This window comes from Chryseobacterium sp. HR92 (assembly GCF_045689405.1).
GTDB lineage: Bacteria > Bacteroidota > Bacteroidia > Flavobacteriales > Weeksellaceae > Chryseobacterium > Chryseobacterium viscerum_A.
Window position 1 is genome coordinate 2,994,442 of the sequence record NZ_CP139139.1, and the last position, 17,611, is coordinate 3,012,052.

A 17,611-nucleotide genomic window follows, 5' to 3' on the forward strand; every position below is an offset into this window, starting at 1 on the left:
ATTATTATATTTTTTTATTTGCTCCGTACTCTAATATACTTTTCCTTATCATTCCGTTGGTTTTTTGTTTTCTTGTGTAAAACCCAAGATAGGATATACTTATATAGATGTCCTTTATCACTTCTTGTTCAAAAATGAGAACAAGATGATGGGCAGATTCCCACCATCTTATTTTCAGTGCATAGCTCCAGGAACGTGCAGGAAAAAAATTGAATTCACTGCCCAGCATTTCTCTCACTTCATACTTCGTAAGCCCCTGAAGATTATAATATTGATTATTTTCAGATCTTTCCATATACTTACCTAAAAAGATAAACGGATCTACTATTAGTTGTTGATCTGGCCAAAGGATTTCTATAGATAGCCCTTGCAGATAAATGAGAAGCTTTCTCTTCTTCAAATTCAATAAACAATAAAGTTTTCTTCAACCAGGAAGTATCCAGCACATAACACCACATTTCTTTTGATTGCTCATCAGGATCTCTACCCATATCACAACAAATCTGATCCCTGCTTTTCCCTAACAGATTAAAATTTTTCATACTGTTATTGATTTTCAAATACATATTTATTATTAAAATTTCGTTTATAATACCTTTTTACAATGGGTATCTATTCATAATAACCTGATAGCTATCTGGCCCCAAATGTGCACTAAAATTTTGCTCCAAAAAATAATAGATTAAATTTTGGATTTTGCTTTTTTGAAGGGATTTTACAGTGGCTATGAATATGCAAGGCCTTACACCCGCTTTAAAGTAGACCATAACGGGGAGAAAAATCTCCCCATTGGGCAGGCTATATTTGTGTATATCTTTCATGATTTTGTGTTTCATCATTTTTTATTCATTATTGTGTTTTCCGATACACCCTCAAAAGCCTGCCAGGTCTTTCTAAAAAAGAATGCACACTCGATTTAAGTTTCTATATAGCATCGAGCCAAAATGTTCAGAAACATTAATTTCTAGTATGCAATCCTACCACATCACTTATATGTATTACAATCACACTTTTAACGAAAAAAAGATTTTATTTAGAGCTATTGTTAATTGTATCCATTGCCATATTTTCTTTCTGTTTCTTCCTGTACTTAGTTATCCATTTATACAAAGTTGTTTTAGGAATTCGATAATTTTCAATGATTTCTATTTTTGTTTTTTCCCCAGTCTCAATAAGCTCCAGGATAAACTGAATAATCTCGGGAGTGTAGATGTTTTTCCTGAATCGGGGCATAGAACCTTTTCTACTCTCGGTTTCCCTGGCTCCGGCAGGAGCATACAGCATGATATGCTGAGAATATAACCTAAAAAAATCGTAACGAAGCAATTTACTCCAGCGAAGCAATATTACTGTATCTAAAGAAGGACTTGAAAGCATTTCTTTAATTTCTCCCTCTGTATTATTCATAAAAGTAGTGATCCTGTCCATGTCCATTGCAGATTCTTCAATTCGCCTTTTAATAAATTCTCCTAAATGGATATTTTTAAAATCTTCCATAACTCTCATTTTCGGATTAGGTAACACCCGATTTTAACTAAGCTTATTAATTATAGACAGACATGATGAGGAGAAATCTCCTCATCGGAAACTTTTTTAGCATACTCATTATCATTTGTGTTTTTCATCATTTGCTAATTCATCATCCATTGGACTATGCTTAGAGTTTTGTCTATCTGAAAAATTGAGATTAATCATAGTATTCAGTCGTATCATAAATAATTTTTATGCATACCCGGGTCTAAAACATCAGGCAGTGCTCTGAAACTTTGATGAGACAAAACTATAACCTCAAAAAAAAAATAAAGAAAAAAAGGTAAAAACCATAACTGACATTTTGTAAAACAGCATTTACAAAACAATCAAAACATTGATTTACAACCAAATATAAAATATTTTAAATTATTCAGAAAAGTACAGTAATTCTCATTTAATGATTTTGATCAATAAGTAATAATACCATTATAACTAAAAGGATACAAAAATGATCATTACAAGAGAAGAGAATATATACCATACTATATACAATCGCATTAAACAGATTAGGGTATAAAATACAATTGTTTTCATCTGCGCATATATTATAATTTAAGTAAATTAGCTCAGAAATAAAATATGAGAATTGCAATATTTGGAGCACATAATGTTGGTAAAACCACATTGGCAGAAGAACTTTTGGAGAGCCTTCCTGGTTATACCCTTGAAACAGAACCTTACTATCAATTAGAGCTTTCAGGTTATGAATTTTCAGAACATCTTAATGCTGAGGATTTTGTTGAACAATTTAATTACTCGGGCCATCTTATTTCCAAAAGCGGAAATGACGTTATATTTGATCGGTTTGTCCTTGATATCCTTGCCTATCTTCATGTTATTGATCCAAATAGAAATATTCAATCCTTTTTTGAAAAAACTCAAACACTCATTGCAGAAATTGATCTCTTTGTTTTTGTTCCCATTGAAGAGCCGGATCTGATGCAGAACTATCAGACAAACCTTCCAAAACTTAGAAGTAAGGTTAATGATTTACTCTACGATTGGATTAGTGATTTTGGAATAGAGGTAATTGAAGTAAGAGGTACAGTATTGAATCGCAGAAATCAAGTACTTGATAAAATTTTATAATCGCCATCCGAACTGTTTCTCTTCATTATAAAGATACTTGATCTATTAGTACTGATAATAGAAGAAAGAACCTCATTAACTTCAATAAACGAAAATGATTTCCAAAATTCAGTTTTCATTCAGATTTTAATTTTAATTTTGAGTAAAATCATTAGTTCTATGAAAATACTGGTCATTGAAGATGAAGCAGCATTGAGCCAAAGTATCATCACCTATTTAAAACAGGAGAATTACCTTTGTGAAGTGGCTAACAACTTCAATACGGCTCTTGAAAAAGTAGATTCTTATGATTACGACTGTATTCTGCTTGATATTTCACTCCCTGATGGCAACGGCCTGAATATTTTAAAGAATTTAAAAGAGAATAACAAAACAGATGGAGTTATCATTATTTCTGCAAAAGATTCAATCGATGATAAAATATCAGGGTTACAACTCGGAGCGGATGATTATATTCCGAAACCTTTTCATTTATCAGAATTAAGCGCACGTATAGCTGCCGTAATCCGTCGCCGCCGATTTAATGGCGGCAATGTTCTGGTATTTCATGAAATCACCATTGATACAGTAGCTAAGACAGTGATTGTTCATCAACAGTCTGTTGATTTAACGAGGAAAGAATATGATTTGCTGCTCTATTTTGCGATCAATAAAAACAGGGTTCTTTCCAAGACAGCAATTGCAGAACATCTTTCCGGAGAAAATGCTGAGGTTTATGATAATTATGACTTTATCTATGCTCATATCAAAAACCTGAAAAAAAAGCTTATTGCCCTTGGATGCAATGATTATTTAAAATCTGTTTACGGAATGGGATATAAATTTGAGTACTAAATGAAATTAATCCACTACATATCGCGCCGCTATCTCATCTATTCTATTCTTATCTTACTTATAGCGATTCCTGTCTTCTACTTCTCATTACAGTATCTGATGTTAAAGAGCCTTGATGAAAATATGAATCATCAGAAAACATGGATAAAAAAACAGTTGAAGACAACGATACCTAATAATTTTATTTCCTTTGAAAACAGTATTATTGTCCGCCCTTCCAATAATTCCCAAGTCTTTGATTCCCTGTATAGTCAGCCTGTTTTTATTCCTGACGACAATGAAACGGTGATGCATCGGATTTTGCTTTCCAATACCATTGTGAATGGCAAACCTTATGAAATCAGAATTCAGAAATCCATGATAGAAGACGAAGATCTTCTAAACAGTATATTGGTACTGCAATTAGTACTGGTTATATTGCTGCTGACCGGTCTGATGATTATCAATTTTCAGCTTTCCAAAAAGCTTTGGAAACCCTTTAATGATATTGTGGATAAGCTCAACCTTTATAGAGTAGATCGTAATAAGGATGAGCAGTTTATACCCACCAATATTGAAGAGTTTAAAAATCTGGGGAATTCCATCAAAGAACTTATCAAGCGTAACCGAAAACTCTATAAAGTTCAAAAAGAATTTACAGAAAATGCATCACATGAACTCCAAACCCCTATTGCGATCATGCAAAGTAAGGTAGAATTACTGATGCAGACTTCACCCATCACTCAAGAGCAGGCAGATTTAATTGAAGATATTTCTACAGCTGGGAATAGAATGCAACGCCTCAATCGTACCCTTTTATTATTGACCAAAATAGAGAACGACCAATTTCCAGATACTGAAAAAATACAGATTAAAAATGTCATTCAGAAATTACTGAATCAGTACGAAGAACCAGCTGAGCAAAAAAACATTCAATGGAAAACTGAACTAGACAATGATATTGAAATTACAGCGAACCCTATTCTCATTGATATTCTCATTGGAAATATCCTGTCTAACGCAATAAGACACTCAGAAAACGGACATCTTATTTCTATAAAAATTTCTCAGCACAGGCTTATCATCTCGAATCCCGCAGACAAAAAATTAGATGAGAAAGAACTGTTTCAACGGTTTAAAAAACAGACAGAAAATACGCACAGCATTGGATTGGGACTGGAAATGAGCAAAAAAATTTGTGAGCTGTATCAGTATCAAATCCAATATCATTTTGTCCACAATCAGCACCTATTCAGTATTATTTTCAATTAATTTCTGTATCATCTGAAAAATTCAGAATGTCTACAGAATAACTATTCACCTTTACCTCATCAATTAAAAAATGTGTACAATGAAAATAACAACTTTTATCGTGCTATTGGCAACAGGATTCAGTGCAATGGCAGCCGCACAACAGAAAAAAGAAAAGCTTAAAATTCCTTTGGCTGTTGAAAAAGCATTTCAAAAAAGTCATCCTTCCATTACCGCAAAATGGGAAGAAGAAGACGGAAAATATGAGGCAGGGTTTAAACAAAATGGAAAAAAAATGAGTATTCTGTATTCTGCAGCAGGTGTTCTGGAAGAAAGTGAAACAGAAATTGCCATCAGCCAGCTTCCTCCCTCTGTAGCTCAATATACTGCGCAACATAAACTGGGAAATATAAAAGAAGCTGCAAAAATCACAAAAGCAGATGGAACTGTACTCTACGAAGCTGAAGTAAAAGGAGGTGATGCCTTATTTGATACCAAGGGTAATTTTGTAAAGCTTCAAAAAGATTAGTCTATAGAAAAATGAAATATTGATAAGAGGGCCAGCTGGAAACAGTTGGCTTTTTTGATGGTTAATTATTTCATAAAAATGATTGAGTCTCATAAAATTCAGAATGTCCACAGAATTCTACTTCATCTTTGATCTAACAATTTGAAATAGTCTGTATGAACACAACCTACCCATATCCGACCCGCTGGTCTATCGTTCTGATTATCCTATCATTTTGTTTTTCTGTAAAAGCACAAACAGAGCATACTCTTCCCTATTTTATTACCACAGCACAGGATAACAGCCCTTTACTCAATGATTATAATAATCAGGTGATGTCTAATAAAATTGACAGCTTAAAACTAAAATCCACCTATGGCTTTATAGTGACAGGAGAAGCCAATGCAGGATATTCTCCCAATATTAAAGGATGGGGATATGATAATACTTTGACCAACGGGCAGTCATTATTTGCAGGTGTAAGAGTCGCCAAAGAATTTATTAGCCGGAATAACCTTGATACAAGGTTAAAAGCTTATGATGCCAATATTGCCCAGATTCTGGCTCAGAAAAACATCAGCATTCAAACCTTAAATAAACAAATTACAGATCAATACATTGCAACCTATACCAGCCAGCAGCGTTATGAACTCAGTAAGGAAATCATCAGTCTGCTTAATCAGGAAGACGTAATTTTAAAAAGGCTAACGCAATCGTCTGTCTTTAAACAAACCGATTATCTCACCTTTAAAGTCACCTTGCAGCAAAACGAACTCACGCTGGAACAGCAGCAAGCTGAATGGCAAAGCAATTATGCACTCCTTAATTATCTGTGTGGTATTGTGGACATTCATTTTACTCCTCTGAATGCTCCCAATATTGATAAAAGCCTCAATCCTGTTGATTTCAAAGAAAGTATGTATAATCAATCTTTTAAAGCCGACAGTCTGAAAATAAAAAATGACAGTGAGATTATAAAATACAATTATAAACCTAAAATTATGGCATTCTCTGATGGTGGATATCAATCTTCGTTTACACAAACTCCTTACAAAAATTTCGGATTGGGAGTGGGTGTAGGAGTTTCCATCCCGATCTATGACGGCCATCAAAAGAAAATGATGCTGCAACAAAATCAACTGGCTCTACAAACCCGCCAAAAATACATGGAACAGACCGAAAGACAATACCAACAGCAAATTTTTCAGATCCAGAATCAGATGGAACAGTATTATAAAATGATAGGAACAGCCAACCAGCAGATCAATTATGCAAAGACGCTGGTAGAAGCTAATGCAAAACAGCTTCCGACCGGAGATGTAAGAATGGTAGATTTTATTTTATCCATTAATAATTTACTAAGCCTAAAAGCCAATATCATTCAGTATAATGCCACTTTGTTGAACCTGCAGAACCAGATGCAATATCTAATTATTCAATAATCATGAAACAGTTATTTTACCTGATATTAGTGAGTATCCTTACATTCAGTTGTAAGAAAAATGATCCTGTTGCTCCGGAAGAAGTGAAACCGGAGGCAAAGCCTAAAACAGAAGTAGCTGTTGCCTACCCTTCCGATACTATTCAGCTTCATAATGAGGTCACTCTGAATGCGACAGCAACCTATCTTTTGAAATCGGATGCAAAAGCCAACAGTACAGGATATATTACCCATATGAATGTAAGGCTGGGAGACCGGGTTGGACGTGGCTCTGTACTTTTCGGATTGCAAACCAAAGAAGCACGGGCTTTAGGAAATACGATTAATAAGCTGGATAAATCCTTTAGGTTTAACGGAACCACAACGGTAGTAAGCCCTGCAACAGGATATATAGTGATGCTGAATCATCAGATCGGAGATTATGTGCAGGATGGTGAAATCCTTGCAACGATTACGGATGCATCCAGCTTTGGATTTGTAGTAGATGTTCCTTATGAATATCTGCAGCTCATAAAAAATCAAAACTCCTTATCTGTAAAATTACCCGATGGAAATAATCTGCCTGCTAAAATAGCCAAAGTAATGCCTTCGGTAGATGCAGTTTCCCAGACCGTAAAGGTTCTTCTTCAGGTACCTGAAAGCAGTATTATTCCTGAAAATTTAATTGGTACCGTTACTTTTTCCAAATCAACCTCCTATGGTTTATCTGTTCCAAAAATGGCAATATTAAGTGATGAAACTCAATCTTCTTTTTGGGTAATGAAAATCATCAACGATACGACCGCGGTAAAAACACCTGTTGTAAAAGGTGCTGAAACAGACCGATATATTCAGATACAATCAGGAAATCTTACCACAAAAGACAGAGTAATTGTTTCCGGAAATTTCGGATTAAGCGATACGGCTGCTGTAAAAATTAAAAACCCTTAATCAGATGAAAAAATCATTCTTTGTCACCTACAGAAGTCCCCTGTTGATTCTGATTTTCCTGATACTTTCAGGGGGTATTTATTCGTATACACAAATGCAGTCTGCTTTATTTCCCCAGGTTACATTTCCGAAAATAAAAGTGATTGCAGATGTGGGACAGCAACCTGTCAGTCAGATGACTGTAGGTGTGACCAAAGTATTGGAAAACGCTATAAAAAAAGTACCTGATCTTGAAATTCTTAAAAGCACAACCAGCAGAGGAAGTTGTGAAATTTCTGCATTCCTGTCCTGGAAGGTTAATGTAGATCTGGCAAAACAACAGGTGGAAAGCAGTATCAATGAAGTCAGAAACCAACTGCCTCCGGAAACCAATATTACTGTAGAAAAGATGAACCCTTCTATTCTTCCGGTAATGGGATATTCTTTAAATTCTGACACCAAAGATCCTATAGCCCTGAAGCAACTTGCTCTGTATACCATCAAGCCTTTTCTTTCTCAGGTTCCCGGTGTAAGTGAAATAAGAGTCATTGGCGGACAGGATAAAGAGTTTCAGGTTTTGATGAACCAACAGATGATGGCTCGTTTGGGGATTACTTCAGCTACTGTTGAACAGGCAATAAATACTACGAATTTTATTAAATCAAATGGATATTCTTCTGATTTCAGATATCTGTATCTCACGCTTACTGATGCTCAGATCCGAAACGAAAACCAGCTTAAAAACCTAGTGATCAGCAATAATGGCAACCGAATTGTTCTATTAGGAGATATTGCTGAAATTAATATTCATCAGGCAAAACAGTATATTAAAGTCAATGCCAATGGAAAAGAAAGCATCCTCATTGCTGTCATTCAGCAGCCTAATGCAAATGTAGTGGAACTGACCAAAGCTATGAATGCTAAAATTGATGATTTGCAGAAAACGCTGACAAAAGATGTGACATTAAAACCTTATTATGTACAGGCAGATTTTGTAAATGATTCTATCAAAAGTGTAACAGATGCATTATGGATTGGTCTTCTGCTGGCGATTATTGTAGCCATTATTTTTCTTCGCTCCTGGAAAGCTAGTGCAGTTATATTGATTACAATTCCTATTACATTAAGTCTTACCATGCTGGTTCTCTATGCTATCGGACAGACTTTTAATATTATGACATTAGGAGCTATTGCCGCTGCTATCGGCCTTATTATAGATGATGCCATTGTTGTTGTAGAGCAAATACACCGTACCCACGAAGAACATCCTGAAGAGTCTTCCAAAACATTGGTTCAGAAAGCAATCAACTATCTGTTAAAAGCAATGGTAGGATCTTCATTAAGCACTATCGTGATATTTTTACCTTTCGTATTGATGAGCGGTGTTGCCGGAGCGTATTTCAAAGTGATGACCAATACCATGATTGTTACTTTAATCTGTTCCTTCTTTGGCACCTGGATATTGCTTCCGGTAATCTATTTGTTCTTTTCTTTCGGAAAAACAAAAGAGAAAAACCTGCAGCATCATGATGTAAAAGAACGAAAATGGGTTGGCTTTTTCATCAGAAAACCACTTTTCAGTTATATTTTCATTCTGTTTCTTATTATGATTACTGCTTTTATTTTACCTAATATCAGTACAGGATTTTTACCGGAAATGGATGAAGGAAGTATTGTTCTGGACTATAAATCGCCTCCGGGAACCTCACTGGAAGAAACAGACAGGGAATTGAAAATAGTGGAAAAAATAATCGTTTCCAATCCGGAAGTTGCTGCCTACAGCAGAAGAACAGGTACACAAATGGGATTTTTTATCACGGAACCCAATACCGGTGATTACCTGATTCAGCTAAAAAAAGACAGAAGTAAAACGACTGCTGAAGTTACAGATGAAATCCGTTCTAAAATAGAGTCTTCAGGACTTCCTTTAAGCGTTGATTTCGGACAGGTGATTTCAGATATGCTGGGTGATCTGATGAGCAGTGTACAGCCTATTGAGATTAAAATTTTCGGCACCGATCAGAAGGTCATTGAAGATTATTCAAAAAAAGTAGCTGACATTGTAGCAAAAGTGAATGGTACTGCTGACGTATTCGATGGAATTGTTATTGCAGGCCCTTCCATGATTGTTACTCCCAAACTCTCTGTTTTGGCTCAGTATAAAATAGCATTGCCTGATTTCCAGAGCCAGCTTCAGGCTAATCTGGACGGGAATGTTGCAGGAAACATATTTGACCAGGTTCAGTTTACTCCTATCCGTCTGCTGTACAACAGTAAAACCAATCAGTCTCTTAATGATATCAACAATAGCATGATTTCTTTACCGGACGGAACATTAAAACCTTTAAATGAATTTGCGAATGTAAGCATTACCAGTGGTTCTGCAGAGGTAAACAGAGAAGACCTTCAAACGCTTGGGATTGTAACCGCAAGATTGGATAATGGAGATCTTGGCGGAACAATTAAAGAAATTCAAAAACAGCTTGACCAGAAGATTAAACTTCCTGCAGGTTACTCTATTGTATATGGTGGTGCTTATGCAGAACAGCAGAAGTCTTTCCGGGAACTTCTTACTATTCTGGGAATTTCGTGCCTGCTTGTATTTTCTGTGATGCTTTTCTTATTCAGAAATCTCACAGTGGCATTTCTTATTTTATGTATTTCCATTCTCGGAATCTCCGGAGGAATACTTCTCTTGTACCTCACCAATACTCCTTTGAATGTAGGAAGCTATACGGGCTTAATTATGATGGTGGGAATCATTGGGGAGAATACTATTTTCACTTATTTACAATTTCATGAAAGCCTGGCTTCCAAAAGTAAAGAACAGGCTATTATATATGCGATAAGTACAAGACTCCGTCCAAAACTTATGACTGCATTAGGTGCTATCATTGCTTTAATGCCTCTTGCATTAGGAATTGGAACAGGCGCTCAGATGCACCAGCCTTTGGCCATTGCGGTTATCGGTGGTTTTCTGATTGCTCTACCTCTTTTACTTATTGTCTTTCCTACTTTATTAAATAAAATTCAATTAAAACAACCTGAATAATGAAATTCTTAATCTTCCTTCTATTGCCTCTCACAATATCTGCGCAAAATGACAGTCTCAACACTTCCATAAAAGACAGTGCGGTTGTTACTACGAATAATATGATCGTAAGAGACAGCGTGCAAGCTCCTTTTAAATTAAAGGGTAGACAATTTATCATTCCCGGTGCATTGATTACCTACGGAGTATTGGCTACGGAAACCAAATGGTTCAAAAAAGTCAACTTTGACACCCGAAATGAAATAATGGAAGATCATCCGACTTTCCGTACTACTATTGATAATTATACTCAATTTTTACCCGGTGCTGCCGTTTTTGCACTTCAGGCCTTTGGAGTAAAAGGAGAAAGTTCTGTAAAAAAAGAACTCATTGTATATGCGATGTCCATAGGGATTTCTACCGCTATTGTTATTCCTACAAAGAGATTAACTAAACAGGAAAGGCCTGATGGAAGTAATAATCAGTCTTTTCCTTCCGGACATACTGCCATAGCTTTTGCTTCTGCGGAATTCCTTCGCAGGGAATATTGGAATGTTTCTCCATGGATAGGTGTTGCCGGTTATGCCGTTGCTGCCGGAACAGGTATCCTGAGAATGTATAATAATAAACACTGGCTGGGTGATGTTGCTGCCGGAGCCGGAGTAGGTATTCTTTCTACCACTTTATCTTACTGGCTTTATGATAGGGTTCACATTGGGGGTAAAAATAAAAAAAATCAGGTATTTATATTTCCCGGTTATAGCAATAATCAATTCTCTATTGGTCTGATAAAACAATTTTAACAACTTATTTTCAATTAAAATACATAAACTATGACAACTAAGTCCTTTTCAATAACAATCATTTTTCTTGTACTTTCTCTCAATGCTTATACTCAAAATCATGCTTCCATGAAAGTCACGAAAACATTTCAAATTGGCGGAGATGATAGTGGATCCTAAAAACAATCAATTGTATGTGAGTAATGACAACCGGGTTAATATTATTGATAAAGTAACAGAATCTCCTATTGCTGAAATTACAGATACAAATGGTGTTCATGGGATTGCATTTATTCCCAATACGAATAAGGGGTATATTTTCTATTGTAAACTGAATAAGATAAAAGTATTCGACACCCAAACCAATACAATCATCGGTGAAATCCCGACCGGTAAAAATCCAGATGCTATATTCTATGAGACTTTTTAAAAAAAAGTAATTACCTGTAATGGAAGAAGTAATAATATAAGCATCATAAATCCACTAACCGACACTGTCATCAAGACCATAAATGTTGGCGCTAAAAAGTAATCAAAAAAACATTAAAAATTGAATTACAATCTGTTTTAGAGTTATTTAACTTGATTATCACTATCAGATTAATCATTGAACTAGTTCAAGTAAAAGAAAAGTATTTTCTACAATCCCGAACCCAGCATTTTTATCCAAATAGGTTTATAGATAGGGTTCTGAATTCCCTCTGTATGATATGGATTGCTACTTAGTTTTTGTTTCAGAAGAGGTTGGCTTAATGCAAAAACATTATCTGTAGGGATATCTAAAGTCTTGTTTATTTCAGCTAATTGTACAGCAGCTGATTCCTGTACATGATAAGTTGCGAAAACATTCTCACGCAGTGTGATCAATTTTTGTGAGTACCATCCAGCAATCTTCTTCATTTTTGAATTGCTGTAATCCCATCCTCCAGAAAAGCTCAATATTCTTGCTACCGATTCATGTTGGGCAATAAATTCAGCCATACCTCCGCCTTGGGATTGACCGGCTATAGCTATTTTGTTCCAAACTGGCTTATTTGTACTATGATAGAGATATTGTGACCATAAACCTTCCTTATCATTTTTTAACAAATACTGTAAGAGCTTTACCAAACGAGGTACTATAGCATCCTCGTATTGATCCGGAATAGATAAGAAGTCAATATCCCCATAAATACGTTTTCTACGAAATTCTGCAGCACAATTGATATCTTCATTCAGCTTATTTCCTACACATATCTGTGAAACACCAGGTGTACTTATAAAAGAGAGGGCTATAATTCGATAACCTTGAGCTAGTGCTGTTTTAAAAAAATTTAATGGGATATGGCTGGTTGATCCATTAGTACCCGTAAGCCATAATAATATCTTATTATTCTTGATACTTCTATCGTAATACACCACATGTACACTATCCCAATTTCGCACACTAGGATCAGTCTCGCTGGGTTTTATTTTAAGGATTTTATAGCTGGTAAAATCAATAAAAGGTTCTTTACTTTGTGCTGTCATACTGATAGTTGGATTTACAATAAGAACAAATAAAATAACTGGCACAATGATGGAGAATACAATTTTTTTTTCATTAGTATTTAGTATTAAAATCAATATATTAAATTATTTAAAGTAATTAGCACTTCGAAAAGTTTTAAAATGAAATCTATATCATTTGTGTACATCAAGGAGGTTGAATACATAAATTATTGGTCAAATCAACAATTTTATAATAAACTTATTTTCTTACAATTACCACTAGTAAACGGTTTCAAGTTGTTCAGATAAATTTCGACTCAAGCAAACTGCCAAAGGCATTAAAAAAATAAATATTAGAAAACACTGATAAATCTGAGCTCTAGATTTTGTCCCAAAATAATTTTTTCCATTTGGCTATTGTATTACGACTGAGTTTAAAATGAGATGCTACTTCCGTATTATTAAACCCATTAATTTTCTGATACAGCAGAATCTCTAAAATAGCAGTTTCATCATAAGAACGAAGTTTTTGATTAAAACTATCCGACTCGTTACTGAAAAGCAAATAATTTAGTTTAATCACATCTAATGCAGATAAAACTTTCTTTTGTAGTAATGTTTTACATTTAATCTCTTTCTCTGGATATTTTAATTCAACAAGGTCTTTGTAGATCTTACTGTAATTGGGGTATTTGTTCATTTCTGAAATTTTATTATCCATTTATACAAGGTTGTCTTAGGTATACGATATTCCTTAATGATTTGAGACTTTGTTTTTCTACCAGTTATAATCAGTTCCAAAATAAATTCAATAACCTCCCTCGAATAAATTCCTTTTTTAAAAACAGGCAGCCCCGTTTTATCCTGTTGAATTTGCAGCCCCTTAGGCGGTGAATATAAAATCAAGTGCTGGGAATAAATACGAAAAAAGTCATAGTCAGTTAATTTGGATATTCTTAACAGTAAATCACTGTCAATACTTGCTGACCCATAAATTAGCTTCAAGTCAGCTTCTGTAACATTCAAAAAACTACAGATACGGCATATTTCTATTTCACTCTCTGCAATTTTCTGTTCTATCATCTGTCCAATATGAATAATCTTGAAGTTCATCATATAATTATAAAGGCATATATGTAATAAAAACAGTAGATCCTGGAGCTGTATTATATTGTTGGCTTCCTGTTCGCAAGCATCGAGATTCTACTGTGATATCACTGTTTGCATTTAGGATAACTGTTCTTGTTACATTTGTTGTCCCATCACCTAGCTCCCATCGGCTGCCAATTAATTGAGCACTTTTTACACCCGTATCTACTTTTATTGTACACCCAATTCTTACTCCATCATTAGCTTCTGGTATAGCGGAAAATAATCCCCAAACTTCTACAGTATAAATTCCATATTTATTTACTCTAAAAACATTAGGGCCAGTCTTTGTAATATAAGCATTATCGATTTTATTAACCTCATCAAAAGCTAAGGTCCGAGGTGCTCCATCCGCGTTTCGAGTAACAGTTTGAGTACTGGACGCAAACACTCCAAATGCGGGAAGAGAGGCATCAAACTTCTTTAAAGTTCCATCACTTGTAATTCCGACATATTTATCCGTATCATTTAGAGTTCCCGAAGGAACAGCTCTGAACCGGGCATTCCCATCTACATCTAGCTTATTCTCAGGGTCAGTTACTCCAACACCTAATCTCCCTGAAATAATTCCTGTGCCCTGAACATCCAGCCTTTTAGAAGGTGTTGTTGTGCCAATTCCTAAATTACCGTTTTCATCTAGTTTCATATCAACATTTGAGGTTCCACTGGTACGGAAGTCTATGGAAGATTCGTTTCCAATTCCATTTCCCTGATAATTACTAACAATTGTTGATAAAGGAGTATTATCAACACCATTTACTCTTCCATTAAAATTAAAATAGCCGATCAGATTTCCATTCGACAAATTAGTTCCGCTGTTATTACGGATCAAATTAACGTTCGCTGGATTTATTCCGCTGGAAATAATATCAATATAAGTACTGTCAGAGTCAAACTTACCATTTCCACTTACCTCAAGTTTTTGAGTGGGAGAAATTGTACCGATTCCAACATTTCCATTATCTTTAATGACAAAATCTGAATTTGCTATTCTAGTGTTTCCTAGTGAAGAAGTTCCAAGTTTCACCATATTATTAGCCCCATCATCTATAAAAGCATCTGGAGAGGGATCACCTTTAAAAGTTCCTCCTTCCATTTTCACCCAAATACTTCCATTAAAATAATAATATCCTGCAGAAATAACATCAGCTGTTTTAATACTAACCGGATTTGCACTTTCGGTTATATATACTATTGCCCCCTTAAGATCATCAGTATATAGTGCATCTTTGGTTTTCAATTGATTTCCGGTAAGCCTTGGAGCTATTAAGCCATCTGCTTTTTTTACATCAGTTTCAAAACCATGAACATCGAGACTGGCTTTAGGCTGAGGGGTGTTAATCCCAATCTGAGAATACAGAAGCGTTCCGTAAAGAAACGCCCCTGCTTGAAATAATGTTTTTATCATTTGTATGGATTGTGTTGTGTTTTTTAATTGAAAATCTATCCAACTTCTTTTATAATTGACGATTGTACTTCCATTACAATATTATCAAGTGCAGTCCCATTTTGTAATATATAAGATTAATACCTTTCCTTTGGGATGTACTGACAAAGCTCCTCCCCTAGTAAAATAAGCTGAATAAGCTGAGCCTTCTATCTTGATAATATTTTTTTCATTTGTTTAATTTTATTTTTTTTTTGGAAAATTGCACTTCTTGAATAATGAAACCCTTCTCAGATTTCATTATTTCTATTAGAAACTCCTGCAATTATAAGTGAGGGAAAACGACAGGAGTCTGCAAACAGATCAAAGTATGCTGTAGTGTTTTTAGAATCTCTTAAATTTTATTTATTGATTTTTTATTTTAGTAGATTTTTGTATTTGTAGTAATAGTCTATCAACTTTCATTTCTTAGTTAAGTTCTAAGACAAATTTATATGATTGACAAAAAAAAATCTCTACTGCATTTATACCGCATGATATAAAATATTGATTTTAAACAATATAACTTTAGTTAAGTAAATAAAAAATTGATATAATTTAAAAATATTGGACCCATTTATAGAGATCTATATCGCGAGAAAGATTTAATTTTTTTCTTAATCTATATTTCTTAGATTCAACAGTTCGAACCGATATATGATCATACTCTGCAATTTGTTTGCTTGAAAGGTTTAGTTTGATAAAGGCACATAATCTTAAATCATTTGAATTTATATCCAAATATCTTGAAGTAATACTATTACAAAAGGATGGATGAAGATCATTAAAAATAATAATAAAAGAAGGATCGGATTGTTTAGCAAGTCGTATCAGTTCTTCATATGTACAAGATAATTTCCGTTTAAGTTCGTCCGATTCTTTTGCTTTCTCATTTATTAATTTATCTTTAATTCTTTCCCGATTTTTAGAAAATTTAAAAACAAGATATATTATAACGCCGCATACCAAACCTATGCTAAGTACGATGCAAAAAAAAATAAAATGATCACTTCTTTCTTTCTTTACTTGCTCTTTATGCATTCGATTAATAACTGTATTAATTCCAGCATCTTCTTCTTGCTGTAAACTACCATTTAAAACGGAGTATTTTATTAGATACTCATTTTCAAGCTCAGAAAGATTCAAACCTTTGTAAGCCTCTATGATCAATTTATAAGATTCCAGGGTTCGTTTACTCAAATGAGCTTTTGAAGTGATGTTTACAGAACTAAATAAATATTCTAATGCTTTATTGAAATTCTTCTTTTCAATATTCAGCATGCCATAAGCTCTAAGTACGTTAGCTTTACCCTCAATTGGAATTTTCTTAGTATATAGCAGCTCATTAGCTTTATTAATATAAAATTCAGCTGAATCTATATTCTTTAACTTAAAATGCCTTTCAGCAATTGTAATATATAGCATTGGCATAGGTGATTTCATACATTTCCGCTCATTACTGTAGACAGAATCCATAATTCCTAGATATTCGAAACTGTTTCTTTTCCAGTCATAAATGCTGTAAAGCCTATACTTTTTTTCTTTTCTGTCTTTTATCTTGTGAGCCATTACAAAAGCATCATCAAAATATTTGATTGCCTGTTCATGTAATCCCAGAGAATTATAGTTGGTACCATACACAAAATACATATATGATTTAAGGCTGTAATCATCTTTATCCCTTAATTCATTCTCTGCCTTTTCGAGCATCTGAAAACTCTCTTTATTTTTTTTCATAACACTTAGTACAGTGGCTATATTAAGATAACCTCGTATCTCACCCTTTTTATAATGTAATTTCTGACATTCTTTTCTCAATTCCGTTTCTAATTGTACGACTTTATACAATTCACCACGCATAAGATATTTATTAACTGATTGAGTTTGCATACTGTCAATTTTCGTGATGGTGATTTGAGATTTGAAATGACTTATTAGGAAAAATGACAGAACAAAAAAAATGTTTCGTAAATGAGTCATAGATATTAGAAGATAGGTTAAAATAAGTTTAGGATAAATCGCAAGTAAATATATATAGAATGTCGTTCTTATTTGTCGCTGTTATTTTTATTTAGATATTAAGATTTTAAATTATTAAAACATAAAATAACAAAATCATGTTTTTAAATAATTATTGATTTAAAAAATCATCTAGAAATACAAGCAGTTGGGAATTAGAGTGAGTATCCATAATATGTTTTTACAGTAA

General features: G+C 34.1%; 18 protein-coding genes. 10 read left to right on the top strand and 8 right to left on the bottom strand.

Annotated features, from left to right (window positions below; translation table 11 throughout):
* Window positions 1-4: 4 nt before the first annotated feature.
* From SFA27_RS13565 to SFA27_RS13575, 3 genes are all read right to left on the bottom strand, one after another.
* The gene (locus SFA27_RS13565; protein ID WP_407292704.1) at window positions 5-295 is read right to left on the bottom strand and encodes a hypothetical protein; all 291 of its coding nucleotides are present in this window, start codon (window positions 293-295) and stop codon (window positions 5-7) included.
* Between the two features lie 4 nt (window positions 296-299).
* A complete protein-coding gene (locus tag SFA27_RS13570) occupies window positions 300-542 on the bottom strand; it encodes a hypothetical protein (RefSeq protein ID WP_255814888.1) in 243 nt (80 codons plus the stop codon).
* Between the two features lie 487 nt (window positions 543-1,029).
* A complete protein-coding gene (locus SFA27_RS13575) occupies window positions 1,030-1,497 on the bottom strand; it encodes a transposase (protein ID WP_407292706.1) in 468 nt (155 codons plus the stop codon).
* A 615-nt stretch (window positions 1,498-2,112) separates the two neighbouring features.
* On the opposite strand from SFA27_RS13575, the gene SFA27_RS13580 reads away from it, so the two are divergent.
* The 10 genes from SFA27_RS13580 to SFA27_RS13625 all read left to right on the top strand — a co-directional run bounded on the left by SFA27_RS13580 (window position 2,113) and on the right by SFA27_RS13625 (window position 11,889).
* A complete protein-coding gene (locus SFA27_RS13580; RefSeq protein WP_407292708.1) occupies window positions 2,113-2,622 on the top strand; it encodes an AAA family ATPase in 510 nt (169 codons plus the stop codon).
* Window positions 2,623-2,781: 159 nt separating this feature from the next.
* Window positions 2,782-3,456 (top strand): response regulator transcription factor, encoded by a 675-nt coding sequence (locus SFA27_RS13585; protein ID WP_407292710.1) that lies wholly within the window; start codon window positions 2,782-2,784, stop codon window positions 3,454-3,456.
* Window positions 3,457-4,707 (top strand): sensor histidine kinase, encoded by a 1,251-nt coding sequence (locus SFA27_RS13590; RefSeq protein WP_407292712.1) that lies wholly within the window; start codon window positions 3,457-3,459, stop codon window positions 4,705-4,707.
* A gap of 79 nt (window positions 4,708-4,786) precedes the next feature.
* Complete coding sequence (locus SFA27_RS13595) at window positions 4,787-5,215, top strand: hypothetical protein (protein WP_407292714.1); 429 nt, start codon at window positions 4,787-4,789, stop codon at window positions 5,213-5,215.
* A gap of 155 nt (window positions 5,216-5,370) precedes the next feature.
* On the top strand, window positions 5,371-6,636 hold the full coding sequence (locus tag SFA27_RS13600; protein WP_407292716.1) for a TolC family protein: 1,266 nt from the start codon (window positions 5,371-5,373) through the stop codon (window positions 6,634-6,636).
* Between the two features lie 2 nt (window positions 6,637-6,638).
* Window positions 6,639-7,565 carry an efflux RND transporter periplasmic adaptor subunit gene (locus tag SFA27_RS13605; RefSeq protein WP_407292718.1) on the top strand — a complete coding sequence of 309 codons (927 nt, stop codon included), beginning with the start codon at window positions 6,639-6,641 and terminating at the stop codon, window positions 7,563-7,565.
* Window positions 7,566-7,569: 4 nt separating this feature from the next.
* Complete coding sequence (locus SFA27_RS13610; protein WP_407292720.1) at window positions 7,570-10,596, top strand: efflux RND transporter permease subunit; 3,027 nt, start codon at window positions 7,570-7,572, stop codon at window positions 10,594-10,596.
* Window positions 10,596-11,378, top strand: a complete 783-nt coding sequence (locus SFA27_RS13615; protein WP_407292722.1) for a phosphatase PAP2 family protein — start codon at window positions 10,596-10,598, stop codon at window positions 11,376-11,378. The genes SFA27_RS13610 and SFA27_RS13615 overlap by 1 nt, the downstream gene beginning before the upstream one ends.
* 142 nt (window positions 11,379-11,520) lie before the next feature.
* Complete coding sequence (locus SFA27_RS13620; RefSeq protein WP_407292724.1) at window positions 11,521-11,787, top strand: YncE family protein; 267 nt, start codon at window positions 11,521-11,523, stop codon at window positions 11,785-11,787.
* 9 nt (window positions 11,788-11,796) lie between these two features.
* Complete coding sequence (locus tag SFA27_RS13625) at window positions 11,797-11,889, top strand: hypothetical protein (RefSeq protein ID WP_407298171.1); 93 nt, start codon at window positions 11,797-11,799, stop codon at window positions 11,887-11,889.
* Between the two features lie 107 nt (window positions 11,890-11,996).
* Here SFA27_RS13625 and SFA27_RS13630 read toward each other — a convergent pair whose 3' ends face one another.
* The 5 genes from SFA27_RS13630 to SFA27_RS13650 all read right to left on the bottom strand — a co-directional run bounded on the left by SFA27_RS13630 (window position 11,997) and on the right by SFA27_RS13650 (window position 17,292).
* Window positions 11,997-12,962 carry a BPSS1187 family protein gene (locus SFA27_RS13630; RefSeq protein WP_407292726.1) on the bottom strand — a complete coding sequence of 322 codons (966 nt, stop codon included), beginning with the start codon at window positions 12,960-12,962 and terminating at the stop codon, window positions 11,997-11,999.
* Window positions 12,963-13,206: 244 nt separating this feature from the next.
* A complete protein-coding gene (locus SFA27_RS13635) occupies window positions 13,207-13,527 on the bottom strand; it encodes a helix-turn-helix domain-containing protein (protein ID WP_407292728.1) in 321 nt (106 codons plus the stop codon).
* The gene (locus SFA27_RS13640) at window positions 13,524-13,910 is read right to left on the bottom strand and encodes a transposase (RefSeq protein ID WP_407292730.1); all 387 of its coding nucleotides are present in this window, start codon (window positions 13,908-13,910) and stop codon (window positions 13,524-13,526) included. The genes SFA27_RS13635 and SFA27_RS13640 overlap by 4 nt, the downstream gene beginning before the upstream one ends.
* A 37-nt stretch (window positions 13,911-13,947) precedes the next feature.
* Window positions 13,948-15,384 (bottom strand): hypothetical protein, encoded by a 1,437-nt coding sequence (locus SFA27_RS13645; protein WP_407292732.1) that lies wholly within the window; start codon window positions 15,382-15,384, stop codon window positions 13,948-13,950.
* 576 nt (window positions 15,385-15,960) lie between these two features.
* Window positions 15,961-17,292 carry a helix-turn-helix transcriptional regulator gene (locus tag SFA27_RS13650; RefSeq protein ID WP_407292735.1) on the bottom strand — a complete coding sequence of 444 codons (1,332 nt, stop codon included), beginning with the start codon at window positions 17,290-17,292 and terminating at the stop codon, window positions 15,961-15,963.
* Window positions 17,293-17,611 lie beyond the last annotated feature (319 nt).

Excerpts from the sequence above, each read along its gene's own strand:
- SFA27_RS13565 (WP_407292704.1), bottom strand. The coding sequence starts at position 295 with ATGGAAAGATCTGAAAATAATCAATATTATAATCTTCAGGGGCTTACG.
- SFA27_RS13570 (WP_255814888.1), bottom strand. The coding sequence starts at position 542 with ATGAAAAATTTTAATCTGTTAGGGAAAAGCAGGGATCAGATTTGTTGT.
- SFA27_RS13575 (WP_407292706.1), bottom strand. The coding sequence starts at position 1,497 with ATGGAAGATTTTAAAAATATCCATTTAGGAGAATTTATTAAAAGGCGA.
- SFA27_RS13580 (WP_407292708.1), top strand. The coding sequence starts at position 2,113 with ATGAGAATTGCAATATTTGGAGCACATAATGTTGGTAAAACCACATTG.
- SFA27_RS13585 (WP_407292710.1), top strand. The coding sequence starts at position 2,782 with ATGAAAATACTGGTCATTGAAGATGAAGCAGCATTGAGCCAAAGTATC.
- SFA27_RS13590 (WP_407292712.1), top strand. The coding sequence starts at position 3,457 with ATGAAATTAATCCACTACATATCGCGCCGCTATCTCATCTATTCTATT.
- SFA27_RS13595 (WP_407292714.1), top strand. The coding sequence starts at position 4,787 with ATGAAAATAACAACTTTTATCGTGCTATTGGCAACAGGATTCAGTGCA.
- SFA27_RS13600 (WP_407292716.1), top strand. The coding sequence starts at position 5,371 with ATGAACACAACCTACCCATATCCGACCCGCTGGTCTATCGTTCTGATT.
- SFA27_RS13605 (WP_407292718.1), top strand. The coding sequence starts at position 6,639 with ATGAAACAGTTATTTTACCTGATATTAGTGAGTATCCTTACATTCAGT.
- SFA27_RS13610 (WP_407292720.1), top strand. The coding sequence starts at position 7,570 with ATGAAAAAATCATTCTTTGTCACCTACAGAAGTCCCCTGTTGATTCTG.
- SFA27_RS13615 (WP_407292722.1), top strand. The coding sequence starts at position 10,596 with ATGAAATTCTTAATCTTCCTTCTATTGCCTCTCACAATATCTGCGCAA.
- SFA27_RS13620 (WP_407292724.1), top strand. The coding sequence starts at position 11,521 with ATGATAGTGGATCCTAAAAACAATCAATTGTATGTGAGTAATGACAAC.
- SFA27_RS13635 (WP_407292728.1), bottom strand. The coding sequence starts at position 13,527 with ATGAACAAATACCCCAATTACAGTAAGATCTACAAAGACCTTGTTGAA.
- SFA27_RS13640 (WP_407292730.1), bottom strand. The coding sequence starts at position 13,910 with ATGATAGAACAGAAAATTGCAGAGAGTGAAATAGAAATATGCCGTATC.
- SFA27_RS13645 (WP_407292732.1), bottom strand. The coding sequence starts at position 15,384 with ATGATAAAAACATTATTTCAAGCAGGGGCGTTTCTTTACGGAACGCTT.
- SFA27_RS13650 (WP_407292735.1), bottom strand. The coding sequence starts at position 17,292 with ATGCAAACTCAATCAGTTAATAAATATCTTATGCGTGGTGAATTGTAT.